This window comes from Reyranella sp. (assembly GCF_004297405.1).
Classification (GTDB): domain Bacteria; phylum Pseudomonadota; class Alphaproteobacteria; order Reyranellales; family Reyranellaceae; genus Reyranella.
In genome coordinates, this window is the sequence record NZ_SCVC01000040.1 from 105,608 (window position 1) to 128,233 (window position 22,626).

Consider the following 22,626-nt stretch of genomic DNA (forward strand, 5'->3'; position numbering starts at 1 on the left):
CAGGGTCAAGGCGAGGTCATGCCGGCGGTAGCCAATAGGTGTAGGCGTAAACCGTGCGGAAACCCTGAGCCTCGTAGAGGGGAAGGGCCGCTGCGTTGGCAGCGACGACCTGCAGATAGGCGTAGCGGGCGCCCTGCTGCCACGCCCAGGCATAGAGGCTCTCCGTGACACGACGGGCCAGTCCCTGACGCCGCGCCTCTGGCATCACCAGCACATCGAACAGGCCCATGTGATCGCCGTCGACAGCGCCGATCGCCATGGCCATTGGGCGGCCCTCATGCTGGACCAGGGCGAAGCCTTTGGGCGTAGCGATGGCGGCAAGCATCCTCTCCATCGTCTCGCGATGCTCCGGCCGGACCGGACTATGCGCACAAAATGCCTCGATCCAGGCAGGCGTCGGTTGCGGCTGGATCTCGACGACAGGATCGGTTGCGAAGCCCTCATGGAGTGGACAGCGCTGGACGAGACTGCGTTCGACGTTGCTGTAGCCGCGCGCTGCGAGCAGTTCGGGCATGACCGCTGGCGCCAGGGGGCTCAGGCGCCAGGCCGGACGCTGGCCTCGCGCCCGATATGGTGCTTCCAAAGCTTCAATGTCGGTTGAAGCATTCTCTTCTAATGCATTGATTGAATTGGTTCTTTTTGTATAGCCATTGGAGAACCGCAGACGCCAGCCATCGAGATCGCGGCTTTCCAGTGCGGGCCAGCCGCGGAAGGCCAGCTCTTCGAGCCGACGAACTTCATCCAATTTATGAGGAGGTGACATTGAGCGTCCTCTGTGATAATTTAATATTCAATAATAACAGTCATTTATTTTTCCTCCTGCAAGTTGCACATGAAGTTCGACCGCCCCTTCGTCGACTTTTGTGTTTGCTGGCAGTCGCCCCGTCGCCATTCCTCCCACGCGATCGGTCTCCGGCTGCCAGCGATCCTTCCGGTCGTCCTGCTGATCTGCCTGGCGCTCGCCGGCTGCGGAAGCTCCGGTCGCTCAGGCGCAGGCTACGCTGATAGTCCGCCCCGCGACCGGGTTGCCCTGACCGCCTGGCAGGAATGGACCAAATTCGGCCGCGCGACAGTCGTCTATGGCGGGCAGGCCGGTGGCTACGTCAACCGGCCGGGCATTACCGAGCGGAGTGAGCCTCTCGCCAGCCGGGTCGGCGATTATTGGGGAGCCTGTGGTCGGCCCGAGTGGAATGGGCGGACGTCGGGTAGACCTTGGTCGGGGGCCTTCGTCACCTGGGTGATGGCCCGGTCTGGCTACAGTGCCTCGGCCTTCCCGCGGGACGGCCGCCACGGCGCCTATCTGTCTGCGCTCTATGATCGCGAACGGGCCTCGCGCAGCGCACCTTTCCGCCTTCATGCCCCCAGCGAATACGCGCCCAAGCCTGGCGATCTCGTCTGTACGGGCACTGCCGGGCCGACCTGGCGTTACTCCGACCCCCGGACGGCTCACCGACGCCTCGACAATACGGCCAACCACTGTGACATCGTCACCGATGTACGCGGCGGCTATGTCCAGGCTATTGGCGGCAACGTGAAGAACAGCGTGGCTATGAGCCTCTATCCCGTCGATTCGCGGGGTCGACTGGTGCCTGTTTCCGGTCGGTCGTGGCTCGTCGTGGTTGAGAAACGTTCCTGACCACTGCGCCTTCGGGCTTAGTTGCCTGCTGGATGAAATATTTTTTAAAGTTGTACTGCCAGCGATATCCCTGGCAGCGCGCTGTGTAATAGAGTTGGCAATCCCCGGTAGTGATGGGGTCGATCAGAGAAGGGTACGCTGAGTGGCGGGGATAATGCGACCTCCTGTTATCGGGGATGCACGTTCGGAATTGGCGAAGGCACTGGCGACCTGTCGGTCGTCTTATGTCGGCGTCGCGGTGTTCACGGGTATCCTGAACATCCTTTACCTGACGGGCTCGTTCTTCATGCTCCAGGTCTACGACCGGGTGCTACCGAGCCGTAGCGTACCGACCCTGGTCGGCCTCTGTGTGTTGGCGCTCGTCCTCTACGGCTTCCAGGCCCTCCTCGACATTCTGCGCAACCGTGTGCTGATCCGCATCGCCGGCGGCTTTTCCGACCAGCTCGATTCCCGGATCTATCAACTCCTCATCAAGTTGCCGCTGCGCGCACCGGGTATGGGCAATTTCGAACCGGCCCGCGATCTCGATCAGATCCGTGGCTTCATGTCGGGCGGCGGACCGGCCGCGTTGTTCGATCTACCCTGGCTGCCGCTCTATCTCGGCATTTGCTACCTGTTCCATCCGTTGATCGGCGCGACTGCGACAGTGGGTGCAATCATCCTGGTCATCATTACAGCGCTGACCGAGGTGAAGGTCCGCAAGCCGTCGATCGAGGCCTCTGCGCTGTCCGCGCAGCGCAACAGCCTTGCCGAGGCGAGCCGCCGCAACACCGAGGTGTTGCATGCCATGGGCATGGTCGGGCGCTTTTCTGCCCTCTGGACCGAAACCGGCCGCCGTTATCTCGCCGCGCAGCAGCAGGCCGGCGACATTACCGGTGGCATGGGCGGTCTCTCCCGTGCACTGCGCATGATGTTGCAGTCGGCGGTGCTGGCTGTGGGCGCCTATCTCGTCATTCACCAGCAGGCCTCGGCCGGCATCATCATCGCAGGCTCGATCCTGTCGGCGCGTGCTCTCGCGCCGGTCGAGGTGGTGATTGCGCAATGGCGGGTCTTCGTTGCGGCGCGCCAGAGCTGGCGCCGTCTCAACAACCTGCTGGCCCGCATGCCCGTTGAGCCGGCAATGATGGAGCTGCCCAAGCCGCGCCACACGCTCGCCGTCGAAGGCATCAGCGTCGCGCCGCCGGGCTCCAATACGGTGGTCCTCCAGGATATCGCTTTCAGCCTGAAGGCAGGGCAGGGGCTGGGCATCATCGGACCGAGCGCGTCGGGCAAATCGACGTTGGTGCGGTCGATCGTCGGTGTCTGGATGATCGCGCGCGGCAAGGTGCGGATCGACGGCGCATCGCTGGACCAATGGTCGCCCGAAATGCTGGGCCAGCATGTCGGCTATCTGCCTCAGGACATGGAACTGTTCGCCGGCACCGTTGCCCAGAACATCGCCCGTCTCGATCCCGAGCCACCTTCGGACAAGGTCATCGCGGCCGCTCAGGCTGCGGGCGTGCACGAGCTGATCCTCGGCTTGCCCAACGGCTACGAAACACAGATGGGCGAGGGTGGTGCGGCTTTGTCGGCGGGCCAGCGGCAGCGCGTTGGCCTGGCGCGCGCGCTCTACAACGACCCCTTCCTCGTCGTGCTCGACGAGCCCAATTCCAGTCTCGACCATGAGGGTGACGAAGCGCTCACGCGCGCCATCATGGGCGTTCGCGCCCGCGGCGGAATTGCGATCGTCGTCGCGCACCGTCCCAGCGCATTGGCGGGCGTCGACAGTCTTCTGGTCCTGCGGGGTGGCCGTCAGCAGGCCTTCGGCCCGAAGGACACCGTATTGCGCGAAGCGATGAAGGCAGCGCCAGCGCCTGGCCCTGCCCCCGCAGTGGCCCAGGGCACCGCACCACAACAGCTTCGCGTTCCTGGAAGGGCTCCGTCATGACCGGTCCGAAGCGCTTAGAGCATTCGACACGCAAACCCCTGATGATGGGCTTCGTCGCTGTTGCCCTTCTCGTGGTCGGGATCGGAGGATGGGCGGCCGCGACGCAGATCTCGGGCGCGGTGATCGCCCCGGGCAAGCTGGTGGTCGATAGCAACGTCAAGAAAGTCCAGCATCCGACCGGCGGCGTCGTGGGTGAGCTGCTGGTCAAGGAAGGCGATCAGGTCAAGCAAGGCGATGTCGTGGTGCGGCTCGACGGCACGCAGGCCCGCTCGAGTCTCGCCGTGGTCAACAAAGCGCTCGATGAATTGATTGCACGACAAGCCCGCAACGAAGCGGAACGCGATGCCGACAAGTCGGTCGTCTTCCCGGCCGATATGGTAGAGCGCAAGGGCGATCCCGAAGTGGCGCGCCTGATGTCTGGCGAGCAGCGGCTGTTCGAGATGCGCAAGGCGGCGCGCGAGGGGCAGAAGGCGCAGTTGCGCGAGCAGATCCAGCAGCTCCAGCTCCAGATCGAAGGCACGCAGGCGCAGGAGGCGGCCAAGGCCAAGGAAGTTACGCTCCTGATGCAGGAGCTCGAAAGCGTCCGCGTGCTGTGGAAGCAGAACCTCGTGCAGATCAGCAGAGTCACGGCGCTCGAACGTGACGCTGCCCGCCTCGAAGGCGAGCGGGCATCGCTGGTCGCGGCGGTAGCGCAGGGCCGCGGCCGTATCGCCGAGCTCGAGCTCAAGATCCATCAGATCGACCAGGATCTCAGCACCGAAGTCGGCAAAGAGCTGGCCGAGATCCGTGCCAAGAAATCCGAACTTACGGAGCGGCGCGTTTCCGCCGAGGATCAACTCAAGCGCATCGACCTCGTGGCGCCTCAGGATGGCCGGGTCTTCCAGCGCAATGTGCATACGGTAGGCGGCGTCATCCAGGCGGGCGAGCCTGTCATGCTGATCGTGCCCCAATCGGACGCGCTGATCATCGAGGCCAAGGTGGCGCCGCACGATATCGACCAGATCCATATCGGCCAGCACGCCGTATTGCGCTTCGCCGCTTTCAACCAGCGCACGACGCCCGAGCTGAACGGTGAGGTAATCCATATCGGCGCCGACGTGGCGCAGGACGACAAGGCGACCGAGCCCTACTATTCGGTGCGTGTCCGCGTCAGCGACGGCGAGCTTGCGCGCCTCGATGGCTTACAGCTTCTCGCCGGCATGCCGGTCGAAGTGTTCATTCAAACGACGCCGCGCACGGTCGCGTCGTTCCTGGTGAAGCCGCTCACTGACCAGCTCGCCCGCGCCTTCCGCGGCCGCTGAGGATCCTCGTAATGGCGGTTTTCAGGATATCGTCGACGTCGTCGTGTGATGTCGACGCCGTGCGGGCGTGTGACGTCAGGTCGTCGATCTTCTGCAGGGCCTGCAGCACGGCAGCGGCGACACTGGACGCATCGTGCCGTGGGATTTCGACACCCCACCCCGCCTCGAATGCGGGTTGGGCGAAGCCGCATCCCTTTGTGGCAATAACCGGAATGCCGAGGCGGCGCGCTTCGAAGAAAACACCCGAGCCGCGCGTCTCGTAGACCTTGGGATCGTAAGGCAGCAGGACCAGATCGGCCTGGCCGAGCCACGCAAGATAGTCGGACTGCGATAGGACCTCCGTGCTTACGGTTACGCGTGGTCCCAGTTCAGCGAGCGCCGCGAAGACGGGTGCCTGGTCCCGTGCATCGGAGCCTTGAAAGAAGCCGTGGATCATGAAGCGTACTTCGTGGTCTCGGTCGATCACCTCGCGCAATGCCTCGGGAAGAAGCCGATAGCCCTTGGCTTCGTTGGCGAAGCCGATGCAACTCACGATGGGGGCGCCGTCTTGGTGGTGAACGCGCTTTCCGCTGATCAGGCCGGGGCCCGGGGCGACGCCGAAGTCGAAGCCCGCCAGGTCTCGATAGATGTCTGCCATCTGCGGCGTCTCGCAGAAGGCCGAGATACGCTCGAGGCCAACGATCCTCTGGAGTGCAGCGAAGGCTTCGCGTGTCTCGCGCCGTAGATGGGTCGCCGTGGGATCGTCGATCGACTTGTTGTGATGCGGCGCGTACAGCGCCCAGAGCAGGAGATGCGGCGCCGGCCTGAATCGAAAGTATCGCGCCAAAGCAAATGCGAGGATCTGATCACAGCAGGGCAAAATGAAGAGATCGAACTTTGGCCGCTGCTTCAGGGCGACTGACAGTTCCTTCACCCTCGTCTGAACATGCTGCTCGAACTCTTCCGGTTCTTCGTAGGCGCGGCCATAGACGGACTTGGTGAAGCAAGGTGCGCAGCCGAGTTCGCGGACCGTCTGTGCATCGGCGTTGGCCGATCCGAGGCAATCATGTTCGATACCGAGCGCCGACAACTTCGCCTTCAGCGCAAGCGTCGCGTTGTAGTGATGGCCGCCCATCGAATGCAGGGCAGGGTCGATGATGAGGGCTCTCATCGCTGATCCGGCAGCAGCACACGCCAGGGTGGTCTCACAAGCTCAGCCAATCGTCGCACCTGCATGCGCAAACGCCAGCGAAGGGAGAATTCGTCAGCACTGTAGAGATGCTGCCGCGGCGCCTGCACGATCAGCGATGGAAAGATGTGAAGCTGGCCGCCGGCCTCGCCGATTGCACGGTTGAAGGCCACGTGCTCGGAGACGGGGCGATCCTCCTCGTCGAGTCCGCTGTAGGCGCCATGGTCCGCGAAGCGCATCTTGTAGAAGCCAAGGCCGCCGAAAGCCGATTGTACGGCGATCGGCGGCAGGGTTGGTGGCAGCACGATCTGACGGGAGAAGGCCTCGCGGAACTTCGCGGCTTCGAAGCTCTGGTGCGCCGGTCGTCCCCAGATCGCGTGCCAACAGTCGCTCGGGCACCAACTCTCGTGACGCAATGCCCAGACGTCGTAGTAGCGTGGAGTTGCATTGGCGAACACGCCGGCACGATCGGGCGTGGCGTCGAGCCAGTCGGCTGCTTGCCTCACGGCATCGATTGCAAGGTCACCATCCAGGACGTCGTCGAGATCGACCACGATCAGATGATCGTACTCCGCAGCGATCGATCCGCGCACGGTGTCCAGGCAGGCATTGCGGGCGTGGGCAATGCGCGCCGATCGGACGGGAATGGTGGGCTCGAGAGTGCCGAGGTCGAGGACACGGCCTTTACGACCGTTCGCCAGCCACGTCTCGAGCAAGGAGAAGGTATCGTCGGCGGAGTCGCTGACAGCGAAGACGAAGAACGTCTCCGCGTAGGTTCCGGCAATTCGCTCGAGATTGTCGAGGACCCTCGGCAGGTGCCTGGCGCAATCGCGCGCCGCGCCAACGATGGCAGCTTTTCGCCGGGGATGCGCCACGTCGGCAGCGCGGTTCATGGCAGCGTCCCCGGCGACGCTTTAATTGGTCAGACCCTGCTCGTGCATGATCGCTGCGGTGCGCTCGGCGATCATCATGCTGGGCGCGTTGGTATTGCCGCCGATCAGGGTCGGCATGATCGACGCATCGACCACCCGCAACCCTTCCACGCCATGCACCAGGAGCTTGTCGTCGACGACGGCCATCGGGTCAGTAGCCGGCCCCATCTTGCAGGTGCCGACCGGGTGATAAATCGTCTCACACTTGGCGCGGATCCATTGCTCGATCTCGGCATCCGTCTTGGCCGCTGCGCCCGGCTGGAATTCGTCGGCACGGTAGGGATCGAGACCCGACTGGGCGAAAATCTCGCGGCCCATCTTCACGCCTGCGATCAGCGTATCGAGGTCCTGCTTCTCGGCGAGATAATTCGCGTCGATCAGCGGATGCTCCTTGGGATCCTTGCTGCGCAGCCGGATCGTGCCCTTGCTCTCCGGCCGCAAGGTGCAGATGTGCAGGCTGTAGCCGTTCTTGTTCATCTTGGTGCGGCCGTGATCGACCACGAGCACCGGCAGGAAATGGAACTGGATGTCGGGTGCGGCAAGCCCCGAGCGCGTGCGGGCGAAGCCGCCGGACTCGGCGATCGGCGATGTGCCGGGGCCCTTCTTGTTCATCACATACTGGTAGAGCGAGACCAGCTTGTTAGCGGTGTCATAGGTGTCGCGCGTCTTGCAGAACTGCAGCAGCGCGGCGTCGAGATGGTCCTGCAGGTTGCCGCCAACGCCCGGCAGATCGTGGATAGGCTTGATCCCGACCGACTCCAGATGAGCGGCCGGGCCGACACCCGAGAGCATCAGGAGCTGTGGCGAGTTCACCGCGCCGCCGCACAGAATCACTTCTCGCGTCACGCGGGCGACCTCGTCGCGGCCGTTCAACGAGTAGCGCACGCCCATGGCGCGGCCCATGTCGAAGATGATGCGCTCGGTCAGCGCGCCGGTGATGACCTCCAGATGCGCGCCGCTGTTCTCGACAGCCGGCCGGAGATAGGCGCTGGCAGCACTCCAGCGCCGCTTGTCCTTTTGGGTTACCTGGTAGAAACCGACACCATCCTGCTCGGCACCGTTGAAATCGGTGACGCGCTTGTGGCCAGCCTGTTCGGCCGCTTTCAGGAAGGCTTCGTTGATCGGGCTGGGGTCGACCTGGTCGGCGACGTTCAGCGGGCCGCCGCTGCCGTGGAAGCCATCGGCGCCGCGCTCGTTGTTCTCTGCCATCTTGAAGTAGGGCAGGACGTCCTCGTAGCTCCAGCCCTGATTGCCGAGCTGGCGCCACTGGTCGTAGTCCCAGGCATGCCCACGAATGTAGAGCATGGCATTGATCGAAGAGGAGCCACCCAGAGTCTTGCCACGCGGCCAATACATCTGCCGGTTATTGCAATGCTTCTGGGGCGTGGTGGCGTAATGCCAGTTGTAGGGGGAGTTTTCGCCCAGACTGGCGAAGCCGGCGGGCATCTTCAGCATGAACGACTTGTCCGGACCACCGGCTTCGAGAACCAGGATCCTGAGCTTGGGGCGACCCCAGGCCAACCGAGCGGCAAGCGCACAGCCGGCCGAGCCGGCGCCCACGATGATGTAGTCGTACAGCGAAGACATGGTCCTTCCTACGGCAGTCGATTTTCAATTACGGCGAAAAATGGTCGCCCGGATAAGGGCGATAAAAAGCCGTTCGCGTCCAGTGGAAAGACGCTGCGCGTAACGGAGTCGCCCACGTTGCCGCCGATGGCGAAGGCCTGGCCGGGGCGTACCTCGACGACGATGTCGCAATGGCCGGCGCCTCGATTGAGGTTCTGCAGGGTCGTGCCACTGCCGTTGCGCGACGCGCAGATAAGATCGCCGACCTGCGGCGCTCGTTCGCTCGGTGCATGCGGAATGAAGGCGGCACCCGGCTTCTTGGCGCGCTCGACGATCCTCTCCACATAGATTGTGTGGGTAGGGTTCGGGCAAAAGAGATCGCGCGGAACGCCGGCGCTCTCGATGTCCCAGGAGATGAAGGCGGCTGACCATGGAATGTCGTTGAGGCCGGTGCGGCCATGCACATCGACGGCGTTCCAGTAGTCGCCGATGCGTTGAGGCGCGTCGCGCTCCTTGATGCCGAGCTGTTCGGTGCGCGGCGGCGCATCGTTGGAGTAGGTGATGACCTGCTTACCGAAGCGTCCCCATTCGCCGACCGCCAGCAAGATCATCGAAGTCTTGGGACTGGCCGTCGGCGGCGGCGCTTCCGGTTTCCAGAAAGAGGCCGGGCAGGGGCCGAGCGGCGGCAGATCAGCAGCCGATACCACGCGCTTGGGCGTCGTCGGCGCTTCGGCGCAGGCGGCCACGACGAGCAGGAGAACAAATGCTGCAAGAGAGCGCATGTCGGTCCTACCAGCGACCGATGCCACCGATCACGATGGTGGGCACGCCGTCTGTCCGATCTTTGACAGTGAAGACCTGGCTGCCCGGTCGGCGACCATCGCGCGGTTCGGAGACCTCGATGCCGGCGGCCTTCAGTCGGGCATTGGCCTTGGCAATGTCGGGCACGCGCCAGGAGAGCCCCCAGAGGTGATCCGGCTCTTCCGATACGCCCTTCTTCAGATCATGCGCGATCTCGACGACGAGATCGCCGCAACGGAAGAAAAGGAGCCGTGCACCCCATCGCGGATTGCTGCGGTCGAGGCGCAGATCGAGCCCCAACCGCCCAGCATAGAAGGCGATCGCGCGTTCCGGGTTGGGGGTGCGCACCACCACATGGTCGAGACCGGAAACGCAGGCCGCTTCGTCGTCGACAAAAGGTGAGGCCGTGTCGCCCGAAGCTGTCGCGAGTTTAAGCGCTACACCATGCCCGGCGAACGCCAGCGCATCGCCGTCGCTCGTCACGGGCACGGCGCGCCGCTCCAGCAAGGTTGCGGCCTTGCCGAGATCGGCTGTCGCGAAGGTCATCGACTGAAGCCCGGCCATGCCTTGCGAGAAGGTGAGCCCGACATTGCCCGTGCGCGGCCGCCCGTCGACGGCGCGGCGGCCCAGCAAGGTTTCATAGACGGCAGCGGAGCCGCCGATGACGAGGTGGTCGAGCGCAGTAATCATGTTCGTACTTCTGTCATCCTGAGCGAAGCGAAGGATCTCATGATGTGTCTACCGGCGATGAGGTCCTTCGCTTCGCTCAGGACGACAAGGAAGCCGTTACCCGATGCGCTTCAGGTTCGCCTTGTAGTTCTGGCCGCGGTGCACGTAGCTCTCCGCACTCATCGCAAGACGCGCGGCGTTCTCCTCGTTCAACTCGCGCACGACCTTGGCCGGGGAGCCGAAGATCACGGAGCGGTCGGGGAAGGTCTTACCTTCGGTCACGACGGCGCCGGCGCCGACGAGACAATCCTTGCCGATCACCGATCTGTTCAGGACCACCGACTGGATGCCGATCAGCGAGCCGTCGCCGACTGTGCAACCGTGCAGCATCACCTGATGGCCGACCGTCACGTTCTTGCCAATGGTGAGGGGAGCGCCCGGATCGGTGTGCAGCACGCAGAGCTCCTGGATGTTGCTGTCATCGCCGATCACGATCGGCTCGTTGTCGCCGCGCAGCACCGCGCCGAACCAGATGTTCACGCGCTCGCCCAGGATCACCGAACCGATGATCGTGGCTTCCTCGGCGATGTAGCAGGACTTGGGGATGACCGGGACGCGGTCGTTCAACTGATAGATGGCCATGTTTCTCCCTTCCGTTTACGTTAACCTGCATTGACGTTTACGTAAACGTTAACTAAGACTTCGTCACCATGTCCGTCGCCGCCTCATCTTCCGCCAAGAGCGCCGTGCCGCGTGACACACAGCGCATCTATAGCATCGCCGAACTGTCACGCGAGTTTGCGATCACGCCCCGCACGATCCGCTTCTACGAGGACGAGGGCCTGATCAAACCGCGTCGCCAGGGAATGACGCGCCTCTACAGCGTCGGCGACCGCACGCGGCTCGGCTGGATCCTGCGCGGCAAGCGGCTGGGCTTCTCGCTCGCCGAGATCCGCGAGCTGCTCGATCTCTACCAGGTCGACCGCACCGGCGTGCAGCAGTTGCGCGAGCTCCTGCGCCGCAGTCAGCTCCATATCGCCGATCTCGAGCGCAAGCGCGCCGATCTCGATCAGCACATCAACGAGTTCAGGGAAGTCGAAAATCAGGTGAGTGCCGAGTTGCGTCAGCGCGGTGTCGATCCTGAGAGTGATTAGGCCGGAAAGCGACTGAGGAGGAAGCAATGGCCGTCTACAAGGCCCCGATCAAAGACATCCAGTTCGTTCTGAACGAAGTGCTCGACGTTTCGTCGCTCGCCAAGCTGCCGGGCTACGAGGAAGCGACGCCCGACACGATCCACGCCATCGTCGAGGAAGCAGCTAAGCTTTGCGAGAACGTGCTGTTCCCGCTGAACCGCACCGGCGACGAGGAAGGCTGCCACTACGAGAACGGCGTGGTGCGGACGCCCAAGGGCTTCAAGGAAGCTTATAAGCAGTTCGCCGAGGGCGGCTGGACGGCCGTGACCTGCGATCCCGAGTTCGGCGGGCAGGGCCTGCCGGCGACGGTGGGCTTCGCGCTGCAGGAGATGTTCACGGCGTCGAACCAGGCTTTCGCCATGTATCCGGGGCTGAGCCACGGCGCCTACGAAGCGCTGTCGCGCCACGGTTCGGACGACCTCAAGAAGAAGTACCTGCCCAAGCTCACCGACGGCACGTGGACGGGCACGATGTGCCTCACCGAGCCCCATTGCGGCACCGATCTCGGCATGCTGCGCACGCGCGCTGAGCCGCAGGCCGATGGCAGCTACAAGATCACCGGCACCAAGATCTTCATTTCTGCCGGCGAGCACGATCTCGCGGAGAACATTCTCCACCTTGTGCTGGCGCGTCTGCCGGATGCGCCCGGTGGCACCAAGGGCATCTCGCTCTTCCTCGTACCGAAGTTCCTGCCCAAGGCTGACGGCTCGGTCGGTGAGCGCAACGGCATCCGCTGCGGCGCCGTCGAGCACAAGATGGGCATCAAGGCCAACGCGACTTGCGTCATGAACCTCGACGGCGCGACCGGCTGGCTGGTCGGCGAGCTGAACAGGGGCATGCCGGCCATGTTCGTGATGATGAATGCCGCGCGCCTCGGCGTCGGCATGCAGGGGCTGGGCATTGCCGAGACCTCCTACCAGAGCGCCGTCGCCTATGCGCGCGACCGGTTGCAAGGCCGCTCGCTCACCGGTCCGAAGAATGCCGGCGGTCCGGCTGATCCCATCATCGTGCATCCCGATGTGCGGCGCATGCTGATGATCCAGAAGTCGTTCACCGAGGCAGCGCGCGCGCTGTCGCTGTGGGTCGGCATGTTGATCGACGAGGCGCACTCCCATCCCGATGCGGAGAAGCGCGCCGCGGCCGACGATCTCGTCCAGATGCTGACGCCGATCATCAAGGCTCACTTCACCGACATGGGCAGCGAGTGCGCCAACCTCGCGGTGCAGACCTATGGCGGCCACGGCTATATCCGCGAGAACGGCGTCGAGCAGCTCGTACGCGATGCCCGCATCACTCAGCTCTACGAAGGCACCAACGGCATCCAGGCGCTCGATCTGGTCGGCCGCAAGCTGCCGATGAAGGGTGGGGCCGCCGCACAACGCCTGCTGGGCGAGATCTCGTCCTTCGTTGCGACCCACAAGGCCGACGAGAAGATGAAGGAGTTCGTCGAGCCGCTGGAGAAGGCGCTCGGTCGGGTGCAGGACTCGGCGCTCTTCCTGATGCAGAACGCCATGAAGAATCCGGACGAGGCCGGTGGCGCGGCGAGCGATCTGCTGCGCTTGATGGCCCTGACGGCCATGGCCTTCATGTGGAACCGCATCGCGGTTGCCGCTCACAAGGGGCTGGCGGCTGGCAACGACAATGCCTTCTACGAAGCCAAGCTCGTCACCGCGCGTTTCTACATGGCGCGCGTGCTACCGCAGACAGTTTCGCTCAACCATCAGATCAAGGCGGGCGCCTCGACCCTGATGGCTTTGCCGGCCGAGGCCTTCTGATGCAGGGGGCTCGCCCCCACGAGCCGTGCTGACCTCACGAGAGTTGCTGGCGCTGCAGGCATTCGAGCTTGCCGCGCGCACCGGCTCGTTTAAGGCGGCAGGCGAGGAGTTGCACATCACCGCCTCGGCGGTCAGCCATCGCATCGCCGGTCTGGAACGCCAGCTCGGCGAGAAGCTGTTCGAGAGAGGCCCGCGCGGCGTCGTGCTAGCGCCGGCTGGTCGGCAACTCGCCGGCACGACGGGCCGCGCCTTCGGAGAGCTGGCCCGGGCGATGGCGCAGCAGGGTGAGGGCTCGCGACGGCTGCGTGTCTCGGCCGTGCCGATCTTCGCCTCGCACTGGCTGCTGCCGCGGCTCGGCCAGTTCCTCGACGCTCATCCCGCCATCGAGCTGCAGGTCGAGGCGAGCCCGCGCATGGCCGACATGGAGGCGGGACTGGTCGACGTTGCGCTTCGCTACGGCGATGGGAGTTGGCCCGACGTCGCAGCCGAAAAGGTTCTGGAACTGCGGGCCGTCCCGGTAACATCGCCGGCGCTGGCGCGACGTCTCAAGCTCAAGACACCGATCGATCTCCTGCGCGCGCCGCTCGTGCGGGTCTCGCCCTTCGGCATGTCATGGACCGAATGGGCGAAGGGTGCTGGGCTCGCGCCCGACGGCTTCGCCGAACGTCGTGGCGGTACCAAGGGCGTACAGGTCGATGGCATGGGGCCGGCATTGCGCGCGGCCATGCATGGCCTGGGCGTTGCGCTGGCCTTCGATCCGTTGATCGAGAGCGAGATCGCTTCAGGGGCGCTGGTGCGCGTCGGTCCGCAGGTGCCGACGCAGGGGCATATCTGGTTCGTCTGTCGGTCGCGCGAGCGGTCGGTGCCGACGATCCGAGCGCTGCGCCGCTGGCTTGTCGACGAGATCGCTGCCATGACGGCGGCAGCATGAAATCGATCCTTGCCTATGTCGGTGCGGCCTTCCTTGAGATCGCCGGCTGCTTTGCGTTCTGGGCGTGGCTGCGTCTGGGCGCTTCCGCTTGGTGGGTGGTGCCCGGCGCTGTGGCATTGCTGCTTTTTGCGTGGTTGCTGACCTTCATCGATTCCGATGCCGCCGGCCGTGCCTATGCCGCCTATGGCGGCGTCTATATCGCCGCGACGCTCGTCTGGCTGTGGCTGGTCGAGGGGACGCGACCTGACCGCTGGGATGTCACCGGCGCACTGGTTTGTCTGATCGGCGCTGGCATCATCCTGTTCGCGCCGCACCGTACGCCGGGTTGAATCCCATTCAGGGCAGGCGCCCGCCAAAGCGTTTGTCGCCGCCGTTGTGTCGCGGTGGACTGGCGGCATGGATCTCCTTCTCGCCGCACGCGACGGCGTCAAGCTCGCCGCCAGCCTCTTCGAGCCCGCCACACCGAACGGCCATGCCGTCCTGCTGAACAGCGGCACCGGAATCCCGCGCCAGTTCTATGGCGCCTTCGCGCGCCATCTCGCCGATCGAGGTTTCACCGTCCTGACCTACGACTATCGCGGCCTCGGCGGTTCGGACAAACCGCGCGACGCGACGATGGAGCAGTGGGGCAGGGTCGATCAGGCATCGATGATCGACCATCTCGCGGCGCTTGCACCGGATGCCTCGCGTGCTGTGATCGGCCATTCGCTGGGTGGCCAGATATTGGGTCTCGCCGACAATATCGGCAGCCTCGATGCTGCCGTGCTGATCTGCAGCCAGAGCGGCCATTGGCGGCATTGGCCGGCTGGGCGCCGTCGCCTGCGCATGTTGGCGCTGTGGTGGCTGCTGATCCCGGGCCTCACCACACTCGCGGGGCGCTTTCCCGGCGCATGGGTCGGCACGGCCGATCTGCCGAGCGGCGTGGCGCGGAGCTGGGCGCGCTGGGGCCGGTCGCGCCACTACGTTTGCGACGTACAAGGAGCGCCGCTCAGGCCCCACAACGCAGACGTCACGTTTCCCCTGCGCTGGATGAGCTTCACCGACGATCCTCTCGCGCCTTTCGATGCCGTCGAGGCGATGCGGCCCTATTATCCGAATGCTGCAATAGAGCGCCGGCATCTCGCACCGGGCGATCTCGGAACCGATGCGGTCGGGCACTTCGGCTTCTTCCGCAAGTCGATGCCGCGACGGGCCTGGGATGAAATTGCCGATTGGCTCGACAATCGTTTGAGGCAAACTGGCCGGACATCATCACTCGAGGAAGTATCCGCATGTCCGCACCGCACGTTCTCGCCGAAGTCAAAGACGGCATCGGCTGGCTGACGCTCAACCGTCCGGACTCGCTGAATGCGCTGTCGATGGAGATGCGAGACCTGCTGGTCGAGCATAGTGCGGCGTTCGAGAAGGACCCGAAGGTGCGTTGCGTGGTGATCCGCGGTGCCGGCACGCATTTCATGGCGGGTGGCGACATCAGGGGCTTCCACAAGTCCCTGACCACGGAGAAGGAGGCCCATCTCGCAGGCTTCGAGATGCGCGTCGTGAAGGCACATCAGGCGATCTACCAGATCCGCCGCATGAACAAGCCGGTGCTGGCCTCGGTGCAGGGCGCCGCCGCAGGCTTTGGCCTGTCGCTAATCCTGAACTGCGATCTCGCCATCGCCAGCGACGATTCCTTCTTCACTCTGGCCTATCGCCATATCGGCCTTTCGGCTGATGGCGGTGCGACCTATTTCCTGCCGCGAGTCGTAGGCGAACGGAAAGCACTGGAAATCGCCCTGCTGGGCGAGCGTTTCACCGCCCAGGAAGCCAAGGCCAACAATATCCTGAACTGGATCGTGCCGAAGGATCAACTGGCCGCCGAGACAGAGAAGATGGCCCGCAAGCTCGCCGACGGTCCGACGTTCGCACTGGGCGTCGCCAAGAAGCTGATCCGCAATTCGTTCGACAACTCCTGGGACGAGCACTCACACCGCGAGGCCGAGGGCCTGGCCGCCTGCGCGGCGACCGAGGACCATTTCGAAGGTCTCAACGCCTTCCTCGAGAAGCGGAAGGCGAACTTCAAAGGGAAGTAAAGGCCATGCAGGATCGGCTGATCGGCGACGTTCGCGTCACGCGCATCGAGGAGCAGATGGGGCCGGGCTTTCCGGCCAAGGACTTCTTCCCCGAATTCGACGCCGACACGTTCGCCGCCGAGCAGCATTGGCTGGCGCCGAGCTACTTCCAGCCCGAGAGTGGACGGCTGATCGCGTCGATCCACTCCTGGCTGCTGCGCACGGGCAAGCACACGATCCTGGTCGATGCCTGCAGTGGCAATCACAAGCCGCGACCGGGCATGCCGCGCTTCGACATGCTCGACACGAAGTATCTCGATCGCCTGCGCGAGGCCGGCGTTCAGCCCGAGGAGATCGACTTCGTGATGTGCACGCATCTGCACGTCGATCATGTCGGCTGAAATACGCGGCTGGAGAACGGCAAGTGGGTGCCGACCTTTCCCAACGCCAAGTATGTGATGTCGCGCATCGACCACGATCACTGGGCGGCGATGGCGAAGAAGCCCGATACCGAAGCCTACCAGGTCAATACCTACAACGACTCGGTGCTGCCGATCGTCGAGGCGAAGAAGGCTGAGTTCGTGTCGGGCGAGCACGGCATGTGCGGTTGCCTGACGCTGAAGCCGACACCTGGCCACACGCCCGGTCAGATCAGGGTCGACCTTGCTTCCAAGGACAGGCGCGCGATCTTTGCCGGCGATGCCCTGCACAATCCGGTGCAGGTGCCTCTGTGGAAGTGGAACAGCCGCTTCTGTGAGAATCTCGATCTCGCGCGCAAGTCCCGCCACACACTGCTGGCCGATTGTGCGGAGCAGGGAGCGCTGCTGATGCCCGCGCATTTCGCGCCGCCGCACGCCGCTTATGTGAAGGCGAACGGCGATCGCTTCGAACTCGACTGGGATTACGACAACGTCCGGGGCCGCGCCTGAGGCGCCGGCCCGGACGTATCGGAGTTACTGCGTCGTGATCTTCGCCGTCTCGACGATGCTCTTCCATTTCGGCACTTCGGCCGCGATCATCGCGGCGAACTCCTGCGGCGTGCTGGCCGTTGCGATGCAGCCGTAGCCTACGAACTTTTGCTGGATCTGCGGATCCGCCAGCACTTCGCGGATCGCGGCATTCAGGCGATTGATCACTGGCGCCGGCGTGCTCGCTGGGGCGAGGATGCCGAACCACACCACGGTTTCATAACCCGGCAGGGATTGGCCGATGGTTGGAGCGCTCGGCATCAGCGGCGAGGGCTTGGGCGTGGAAACGCCCAGCAGCTTGAGCTTGCCCGACTTGACCGCCGCATCCTGGGTATCCGACGAGGTCGTAAGCAGCAGCTTCACCTCACCGTTCAGCACAGCCATGGTCGATGGCGCCTGGCCTTTGTACGGCACATGGTTGAGCTTGATTCCGGCCTCCTTGCCGAACAGCTCCGTTGCGAGATGGCCCAAGGAGCCTGCGCCCGCGGTGGCGTAGTCGATGCCGCCGGGTTGTGTCTTTGCCCAGGCGATCAGCTCTTTCACGTTGGTGGCGGGCACGCTCGGGTGCACCACCAGCGTGAGGGGCGCGATAGAGACTAGCGAGACCGGGGCGAAATCCTTGACCGGATCGTAGCCTACGTCCTTCTGGATCAGCGGGATGATGGCGCTCGGTCCGTTGTTGCCGAAGATCAGCGTGTAGCCATCGGGCGGGGCGGTCGCGACCTGCTTTGTGCCGATGGCGCCCGCGGCGCCTGCCTTGTTGTCTACGATCACCGGCTGTCCGAGTGCCTTCGACAATGGCTCCTGCAGAGTGCGCGCCATGATGTCGGTCGTGCCGCCCGGCGAGTAGGGCACGATCAGCTTGATCGGCTTGTCGGGGTATTGCGCCATTGCCGTGCCCGGCAGCAGCGCCATCGCCGCGGCCAGGCCAAAAAGAGTCCTCCGTCTCATTCTCATTGTCTCCTCCCTTTGTTTGTTATTTGACGCGCGCCAGCACCTCTTTCGTGTCGGCGTCGAGGGCGGGAACCACAGGTTCGACGCCCACCGATCCATCGGCGAACTTGAAGGGCGGGTTGGGCACCAGGAAATCGCCCGCACCATCCGTGACCGTCGCAAGCGAACCACGCGCCGCGAGCTGCGGATCGGCCATGGCCTCGGCCATGGTGAGGTAACGCGAGCAGGGCACGCCGGCCTTCATCAACCTGTCCTCGCACTCGCGTGCGGCACGCGCCGAGGTCCAGCCTTCGACCGCGTCCATCAGCGCGTCCCAGTGCGCCGTGCGGGCCGTGACCGTCACGAAGCGCGGATCGGTCTTCCATTCGGGATGGCCTGTGGCCTCGGCAAGCTGCTCGAAATTGCGCTGGTTGACCGGCGCCACAATCACGAAGCCGTCGCGTGCCCGCATCGGCACATAGAGCGGCCGGCGGTCCTTCGACGGGAACTGCGCCTCCTGGCACTCGAAGACCAGCAGGTTGATCATCGAGTCCATCAAGGCGACGTCGATGAACTGGCCATTGCCGTGACGCAGTCGGCCCACGAGCGCCGTCTGCACGGCGCCAAAGGCATAGACCGCGGCCAGCACGTCGGCGACGAAGATGCCGGTCTTGGCCGGGCGTTCCTGGCCATCCTGATAGGTGAACTGCACGTGGTCGAAGCCGCTGGCGGCATGGACGACCGGTGCATAGGCCGGCTGCTCGGCGCGTGGACCTGTCTGGCCGAAGCCAGAGATAGAGCAGTAGATGAGGTCGCGCTTTGTCGCCGAAAGCGTCGGATAGTCGAGGCCCAACCGCTTCATGACTCCGGGCCGGAAGTTCTCGACCACCACGTCGCTGCTGGCCGCTAGCTGTCGTGCAGCCTCGCGGCCCTCGTCGCTCTTGAGGTCGAGCACGACGCTCTTCTTGCCAGCATTCAAATGGCCGAAGTAGGTGCTGTGGCCCTCGCGCAGCGGCGGACGGGTGCGCATGTGGTCGCCGTGCGGCTCTTCGACCTTCAGCACTTCGGCGCCGCAATCGGCCAGCAGGCGCGTGCAATAGGGACCCGCGATCATGCTGGTGAAATCGAGCACGCGCATGCCGGCGAGCGGTTTCATCGCTGGGGTCGCTCCTTCATGCGGTCGCGATAGCGGACATGGAGGCTTTCCAGATGCTCGGTCATCTCGGCGACGGCGGCGTCGGCGTCACGGGCGCTAAGCTTGGCGAGGAAGCGGCGGCGCGCCTTGATGGTGAGGTCGTGCCGCTCGCCGCCGGCGGCATGGGCGAAGTCGCGCATGACGTCCATCAGCGCGCCCATCAGCATGACCATGACGGCGTTGTGCGTCGCGCGGGCCAGCAGGTTGTGGAACTCGATATGAACGTCGATCTTGTCTTCGTACCGCTTGGACAACAGCAATCGTTCCGCTTCGTCGACGTTGGCGGTGAGGGCGGCGAGATCCTTGTCGGTGGCGCGCGCGCAGGCGATGCGCGTGATCGTCGTTTCCAGCCACAGTCGCGCTTCGGTAAGCGCATCGAGCGAGACGCTGCCGAGCTGATAGAGGTTGCGGAAGCTGTCGCCGATCAGGCCGGGATCGCCCTGGCCGATGAAGGCGCCACCGTGCGCACCGGCTTGCAGCGATACGAGGCCAGTACGTTCAAGGCTGCGCAACGCCTCGCGCACGGCGCCCCGGCTGACGCCGAAGCTCTCCGCCAGTTCGCGTTCCGGCGGGAGCTTGTCACCCGAGCGCAATTCGCCAGAGGCAATGCGCTCCTGGATCTGCGTCAAGACCTGGTCCGACAGCCGGTTGCGTTTGAGGGGCGCAAAGGCCTGGCTCACGGTGCCGCTCCGCCCGAGGTCAACGCGGCCAACGCCTGCGCCCCGATCTTGTCGCGATAGGCAGGTTCGCCGCCGCCATTGCGTACGAACGCATCGAGATAGGAGTCGAAGGACTTCTGGTCACGGCTCGCCGCGACATAGGTCTTGAGGTGAGCCTCGTCCTGATCGTAGAGGCCAGGGCTGCAACCGGGATGGGCGCCGAACGGCGTCACCACGATGGCATCGACAAAGGCCGAGGGAATTTTGGTGAGCCGCGCCGACTGCCGCACCGTGCTCGACGGCACGATGCGATCGACGGAGCAGATCACGTGCTTGGCGGCCTGCGCCATCAGCAGGTCGAAATAGCCCGCGCCGAAGTACTGCACGTTGCCTTCTTCGTCGGCCTGCTGGCCGTGCAGCAGCAGCACGTCGGGCTTGATCGCCGGCACTTCGAGCAATGGCCGGCTGCCTTCCTGCACGCGGGCCTTGCGATAGCCGTTGGGGTTTACCTTCGGCAGATCGGTGCCGAGGTCGGGGATCAGCCCATAAGGCAGGTCGCAGGCACCAGCGCGCAGTCCGCCCGCGATGCCCGGCCCATCCATCTCCAGCACCTTCACCGCACCCGACTGCGCGGCCCGGCGGAAGTTGGGGGCGAGGCCCAGATGCTCGAAGCTGATGAAGACGCAGGCTGTCTCCTTCACGCAGCCCGCGCCGATCAGCATGTCGGGCGCGACGCTGCCGGGCGCGGGAACCAGCGTGAGGTCGCGCACACCGCGGGCGATGAGGCCGCGGATCAGGGCCATCGGCTGGCCGTGGAAGATCCAGCCGCCGATGCCGACGGTCATGCCGTCCTTTACGGCGGCGAGGGCGGTGGCGAGGTCGACGATCTTGCCCGAGGAGGTCTTCATGGCGTCAGTTCCGCAGCATGTGGCGGGCGATCACCAGACGCTGGATCTGGTTCGTGCCCTCGAAGATCTGGTTGATCTTGGCGTCGCGCATGAAGCGTTCGACCGGGAAGTCGCGCATGTAGCCGGCGCCGCCGAAGATCTGCACGGCGTCGGTCGTCACCTTCATGGCGGTGTCGCTGGCGTAGCACTTCACCATCGACGCCTTGGCCGAAAAGCCGTCCCATTCCTGACGGTCGGCCATGCGTGTGCAGTCGTAGAGCATGCAGCGCGCCGCTTCGGTCTGCATCTGCATGTCGGCCAGCATGAACTGGATGCCCTGGAACTGGCCGATCGGCCGGCCGAACTGCTGGCGCTCGCGGGCGTAGTTGGTGGCGAGGTCGATCGCGCCCTGCGCCAGGCCGACCGCGGTGGCGCCGACCGTCGGGCGGTTGAGATCGAGGATGCGCATGCAGGTTTTGAAGGCCTGCCCCTCCGGTCCGATCATGTTCTCGGCCGGCACGCGGACATTGTCGAAGAAGATCGGCACGTTGGGCACGCCGCGAATGCCCATCTTGCGATCCTCCTTGCCGAAGGAGAATCCCTTGGTCTTGGTGTCGACGATGAAGGCAGAGATGCCGTTGGCGCCCTTGCCCTCGCTGGTGCGTGCGAACACCAGGATGAAGTGCGCGACCGAGCCGAAGGTGATGTAGATCTTGCCGCCGTTCAGCACCCAGCTCTCGCCATCCTTCACCGCGCGCGTCTTCATCGACGAGACATCGGAGCCGGTATTCGGTTCGGTGATGGCAACCGCAGTGATGGTGCGACCCTTGGCCGACAGGCCGAGATAGTGCCGCTTCTGCTCCTCCGTGCCAAAATTCAGGATCGGTAGGATCAAGCCGAAGGAATTGTTGGCGGCGAGAAGGGCGGCCGATTCCGAGACCTTGCCAATCTCTTCCTTGACTAGGCAGACGGAGGTGAGGTCGCCGCCGGGGCCTCCATACTCCTCTGGCACCCAGAGCTGCAGCAGGCCCATATCACCGAAGACCTCGACCAGCTCCTCGGGGAAGCGGTTGTTCTCGTCGATCTCCGACGCGATCGGGGCGACATGCTTTTCCACCATCTTGCGCACCTGATCGCGTAGCAGCAGGTGGTGTTCCTCGAAATGATAGTTGTTCATCGGGGCACTCAGTTGGCTTTGGGCCAGGGAAACTTGGCGGGCAGGACGCCTGTCGTGTCGACCGCGCGGCGCAGGACGAAGAGTTCCTCGGCATCGGGTGCCAAGGTGCTTTCGATCTTGTCCGGCACGAGAAGATCGAAACCGGTGTTGTCGCGCACCTCGTCGATCGTCACGCCTTCATGCAGGGAGCGTACCCGCATCGCCTTGCTCGCGGGCTCGAAATCGAACACGCCGAGCGGCGTCACGACCAAGCTCGGGCCGCCCTCGGGCAGGCCTGCGTCGGTGCGCGAGCTGCCACCGGTCATGTGCCCAGCACCACAGACGAAGTCGACCTTGGGGACGAAGGCGCCGCGATCGTGGCGGGTCATCATGATGTAGAAGCGTTTTGAGAGGCCGCAGAGCGCGCTGATGCCCACGGTGCCGGGGCCGCGCAGCCGCGGCTTGGCATGGTCGCCGACGCAGACCGTGTTGATGTTGCCGAAGCGGTCGGTCTGCAGCGCGCCCAGAATTGCGAAGTCGAAGAAGTGAATTTGCCAGTCGATGAAGTCGATCATCAGGGGCAGGTCCATCACGGCCTGCGCAACGGCGATGTTCTCGGCATCGGCGGCCGGCCGGATGATGCCCTCGGTCGGATTGGTCATGCCGCCCGGACCCGATACCCACCAGAGGTGAGGGGCGTGGCGGGCCCGCGCCAGATTGCAGGCGGCGACCTGGATGTCGGAGTTCGTGCCGACGATCGCCTTCTCGCCATCGGCCATGTCGCGCGCCAGCAGCACGGCCAGCATTTCGCCCATGGCGAAGCTTTGCGGGACGACAGGCATTTCCTCTCCTTCGCTGTTCTAATTCTTTATTGGTCC

The 22,626-nt window shown here is 64.4% G+C and carries 22 protein-coding genes and 1 pseudogene; 10 read left to right on the forward strand and 13 right to left on the reverse strand.

All coding sequences use genetic code 11. The features are described from left to right. Positions 1 to 16 precede the first annotated feature (16 nt). Positions 17 to 514 (reverse strand): GNAT family N-acetyltransferase, encoded by a 498-nt coding sequence (locus EPO50_RS26030; RefSeq protein ID WP_296349029.1) that lies wholly within the window; start codon positions 512 to 514, stop codon positions 17 to 19. A 318-nt stretch (positions 515 to 832) separates the two neighbouring features. On the opposite strand from EPO50_RS26030, the gene EPO50_RS26035 reads away from it, so the two are divergent. The 3 genes from EPO50_RS26035 to EPO50_RS26045 all read left to right on the forward strand — a co-directional run bounded on the left by EPO50_RS26035 (position 833) and on the right by EPO50_RS26045 (position 4,864). Further along, complete coding sequence (locus EPO50_RS26035; protein WP_296349031.1) at positions 833 to 1,636, forward strand: DUF2272 domain-containing protein; 804 nt, start codon at positions 833 to 835, stop codon at positions 1,634 to 1,636. 154 nt (positions 1,637 to 1,790) lie between these two features. Then, complete coding sequence (locus EPO50_RS26040) at positions 1,791 to 3,563, forward strand: type I secretion system permease/ATPase (RefSeq protein ID WP_296349033.1); 1,773 nt, start codon at positions 1,791 to 1,793, stop codon at positions 3,561 to 3,563. Between the two features lie 41 nt (positions 3,564 to 3,604). After that, positions 3,605 to 4,864 (forward strand): HlyD family type I secretion periplasmic adaptor subunit, encoded by a 1,260-nt coding sequence (locus tag EPO50_RS26045; RefSeq protein ID WP_296349096.1) that lies wholly within the window; start codon positions 3,605 to 3,607, stop codon positions 4,862 to 4,864. Here the strand turns inward: EPO50_RS26045 and EPO50_RS26050 are convergent. The 6 genes from EPO50_RS26050 to EPO50_RS26075 all read right to left on the reverse strand — a co-directional run bounded on the left by EPO50_RS26050 (position 4,827) and on the right by EPO50_RS26075 (position 10,642). Next, positions 4,827 to 6,014 carry a glycosyltransferase gene (locus EPO50_RS26050; RefSeq protein WP_296349036.1) on the reverse strand — a complete coding sequence of 396 codons (1,188 nt, stop codon included), beginning with the start codon at positions 6,012 to 6,014 and terminating at the stop codon, positions 4,827 to 4,829. The two genes, EPO50_RS26045 and EPO50_RS26050, sit on opposite strands and share 38 nt — an antisense overlap. Next, positions 6,011 to 6,925 carry a hypothetical protein gene (locus EPO50_RS26055; RefSeq protein WP_296349038.1) on the reverse strand — a complete coding sequence of 305 codons (915 nt, stop codon included), beginning with the start codon at positions 6,923 to 6,925 and terminating at the stop codon, positions 6,011 to 6,013. The genes EPO50_RS26050 and EPO50_RS26055 overlap by 4 nt, the downstream gene beginning before the upstream one ends. Before the next feature lie 21 nt (positions 6,926 to 6,946). Next, the gene (locus tag EPO50_RS26060; RefSeq protein ID WP_296349040.1) at positions 6,947 to 8,551 is read right to left on the reverse strand and encodes a GMC family oxidoreductase; all 1,605 of its coding nucleotides are present in this window, start codon (positions 8,549 to 8,551) and stop codon (positions 6,947 to 6,949) included. An 8-nt stretch (positions 8,552 to 8,559) separates the two neighbouring features. Then, positions 8,560 to 9,312 (reverse strand): DUF2272 domain-containing protein, encoded by a 753-nt coding sequence (locus EPO50_RS26065; protein WP_296349042.1) that lies wholly within the window; start codon positions 9,310 to 9,312, stop codon positions 8,560 to 8,562. Positions 9,313 to 9,319: 7 nt separating this feature from the next. Beyond that, a complete protein-coding gene (locus EPO50_RS26070; RefSeq protein ID WP_296349044.1) occupies positions 9,320 to 10,021 on the reverse strand; it encodes a VOC family protein in 702 nt (233 codons plus the stop codon). A gap of 96 nt (positions 10,022 to 10,117) precedes the next feature. Further along, the gene (locus EPO50_RS26075) at positions 10,118 to 10,642 is read right to left on the reverse strand and encodes a gamma carbonic anhydrase family protein (protein ID WP_296349047.1); all 525 of its coding nucleotides are present in this window, start codon (positions 10,640 to 10,642) and stop codon (positions 10,118 to 10,120) included. Positions 10,643 to 10,710: 68 nt separating this feature from the next. Between EPO50_RS26075 and EPO50_RS26080 the strand changes: the two genes are divergently transcribed. The 7 genes and pseudogenes from EPO50_RS26080 (at position 10,711) to EPO50_RS26110 (ending at position 16,879) form a co-directional block, all read left to right on the forward strand. Continuing rightward, positions 10,711 to 11,154 carry a MerR family DNA-binding transcriptional regulator gene (locus tag EPO50_RS26080; protein WP_296349049.1) on the forward strand — a complete coding sequence of 148 codons (444 nt, stop codon included), beginning with the start codon at positions 10,711 to 10,713 and terminating at the stop codon, positions 11,152 to 11,154. 26 nt (positions 11,155 to 11,180) lie between these two features. After that, positions 11,181 to 12,968 (forward strand): acyl-CoA dehydrogenase C-terminal domain-containing protein, encoded by a 1,788-nt coding sequence (locus tag EPO50_RS26085; protein WP_296349052.1) that lies wholly within the window; start codon positions 11,181 to 11,183, stop codon positions 12,966 to 12,968. A 25-nt stretch (positions 12,969 to 12,993) separates the two neighbouring features. Beyond that, positions 12,994 to 13,899: a LysR substrate-binding domain-containing protein gene (locus EPO50_RS26090; RefSeq protein ID WP_296349053.1), complete on the forward strand. Its 906-nt coding sequence runs from the start codon at positions 12,994 to 12,996 to the stop codon at positions 13,897 to 13,899. Next, complete coding sequence (locus tag EPO50_RS26095) at positions 13,896 to 14,228, forward strand: YnfA family protein (protein WP_296349055.1); 333 nt, start codon at positions 13,896 to 13,898, stop codon at positions 14,226 to 14,228. The genes EPO50_RS26090 and EPO50_RS26095 overlap by 4 nt, the downstream gene beginning before the upstream one ends. Before the next feature lie 67 nt (positions 14,229 to 14,295). Continuing rightward, positions 14,296 to 15,222, forward strand: coding sequence for an alpha/beta fold hydrolase (locus tag EPO50_RS26100; protein ID WP_296349057.1), 927 nt, complete (start codon positions 14,296 to 14,298; stop codon positions 15,220 to 15,222). Further along, entirely contained in the window at positions 15,171 to 15,971 is an 801-nt protein-coding gene (locus EPO50_RS26105) for an enoyl-CoA hydratase (protein WP_296349059.1), read from the forward strand. The genes EPO50_RS26100 and EPO50_RS26105 overlap by 52 nt, the downstream gene beginning before the upstream one ends. A 56-nt stretch (positions 15,972 to 16,027) precedes the next feature. Further along, positions 16,028 to 16,879, forward strand: a pseudogene (locus EPO50_RS26110) (MBL fold metallo-hydrolase). Between the two features lie 24 nt (positions 16,880 to 16,903). Here EPO50_RS26110 and EPO50_RS26115 read toward each other — a convergent pair. From EPO50_RS26115 to EPO50_RS26140, 6 genes are read right to left on the reverse strand one after another with little or no spacing between them, the layout of a single operon-like run. Then, positions 16,904 to 17,869 carry a tripartite tricarboxylate transporter substrate binding protein gene (locus EPO50_RS26115; RefSeq protein WP_296349061.1) on the reverse strand — a complete coding sequence of 322 codons (966 nt, stop codon included), beginning with the start codon at positions 17,867 to 17,869 and terminating at the stop codon, positions 16,904 to 16,906. A 25-nt stretch (positions 17,870 to 17,894) separates the two neighbouring features. Next, entirely contained in the window at positions 17,895 to 19,007 is a 1,113-nt protein-coding gene (locus EPO50_RS26120; RefSeq protein ID WP_296349063.1) for a CaiB/BaiF CoA-transferase family protein, read from the reverse strand. Beyond that, a complete protein-coding gene (locus EPO50_RS26125) occupies positions 19,004 to 19,726 on the reverse strand; it encodes a FadR/GntR family transcriptional regulator (RefSeq protein WP_296349066.1) in 723 nt (240 codons plus the stop codon). Before EPO50_RS26125 ends, EPO50_RS26120 begins: the two co-directional genes overlap by 4 nt. Further along, entirely contained in the window at positions 19,723 to 20,613 is an 891-nt protein-coding gene (locus EPO50_RS26130; RefSeq protein ID WP_296349068.1) for a CoA transferase subunit A, read from the reverse strand. Before EPO50_RS26130 ends, EPO50_RS26125 begins: the two co-directional genes overlap by 4 nt. Before the next feature lie 4 nt (positions 20,614 to 20,617). Further along, the gene (locus tag EPO50_RS26135) at positions 20,618 to 21,769 is read right to left on the reverse strand and encodes an acyl-CoA dehydrogenase family protein (RefSeq protein ID WP_296349070.1); all 1,152 of its coding nucleotides are present in this window, start codon (positions 21,767 to 21,769) and stop codon (positions 20,618 to 20,620) included. 8 nt (positions 21,770 to 21,777) lie between these two features. Next, positions 21,778 to 22,590, reverse strand: coding sequence for a CoA-transferase subunit beta (locus tag EPO50_RS26140; protein WP_296349071.1), 813 nt, complete (start codon positions 22,588 to 22,590; stop codon positions 21,778 to 21,780). Between the last annotated feature and the right edge of the window lie 36 nt (positions 22,591 to 22,626).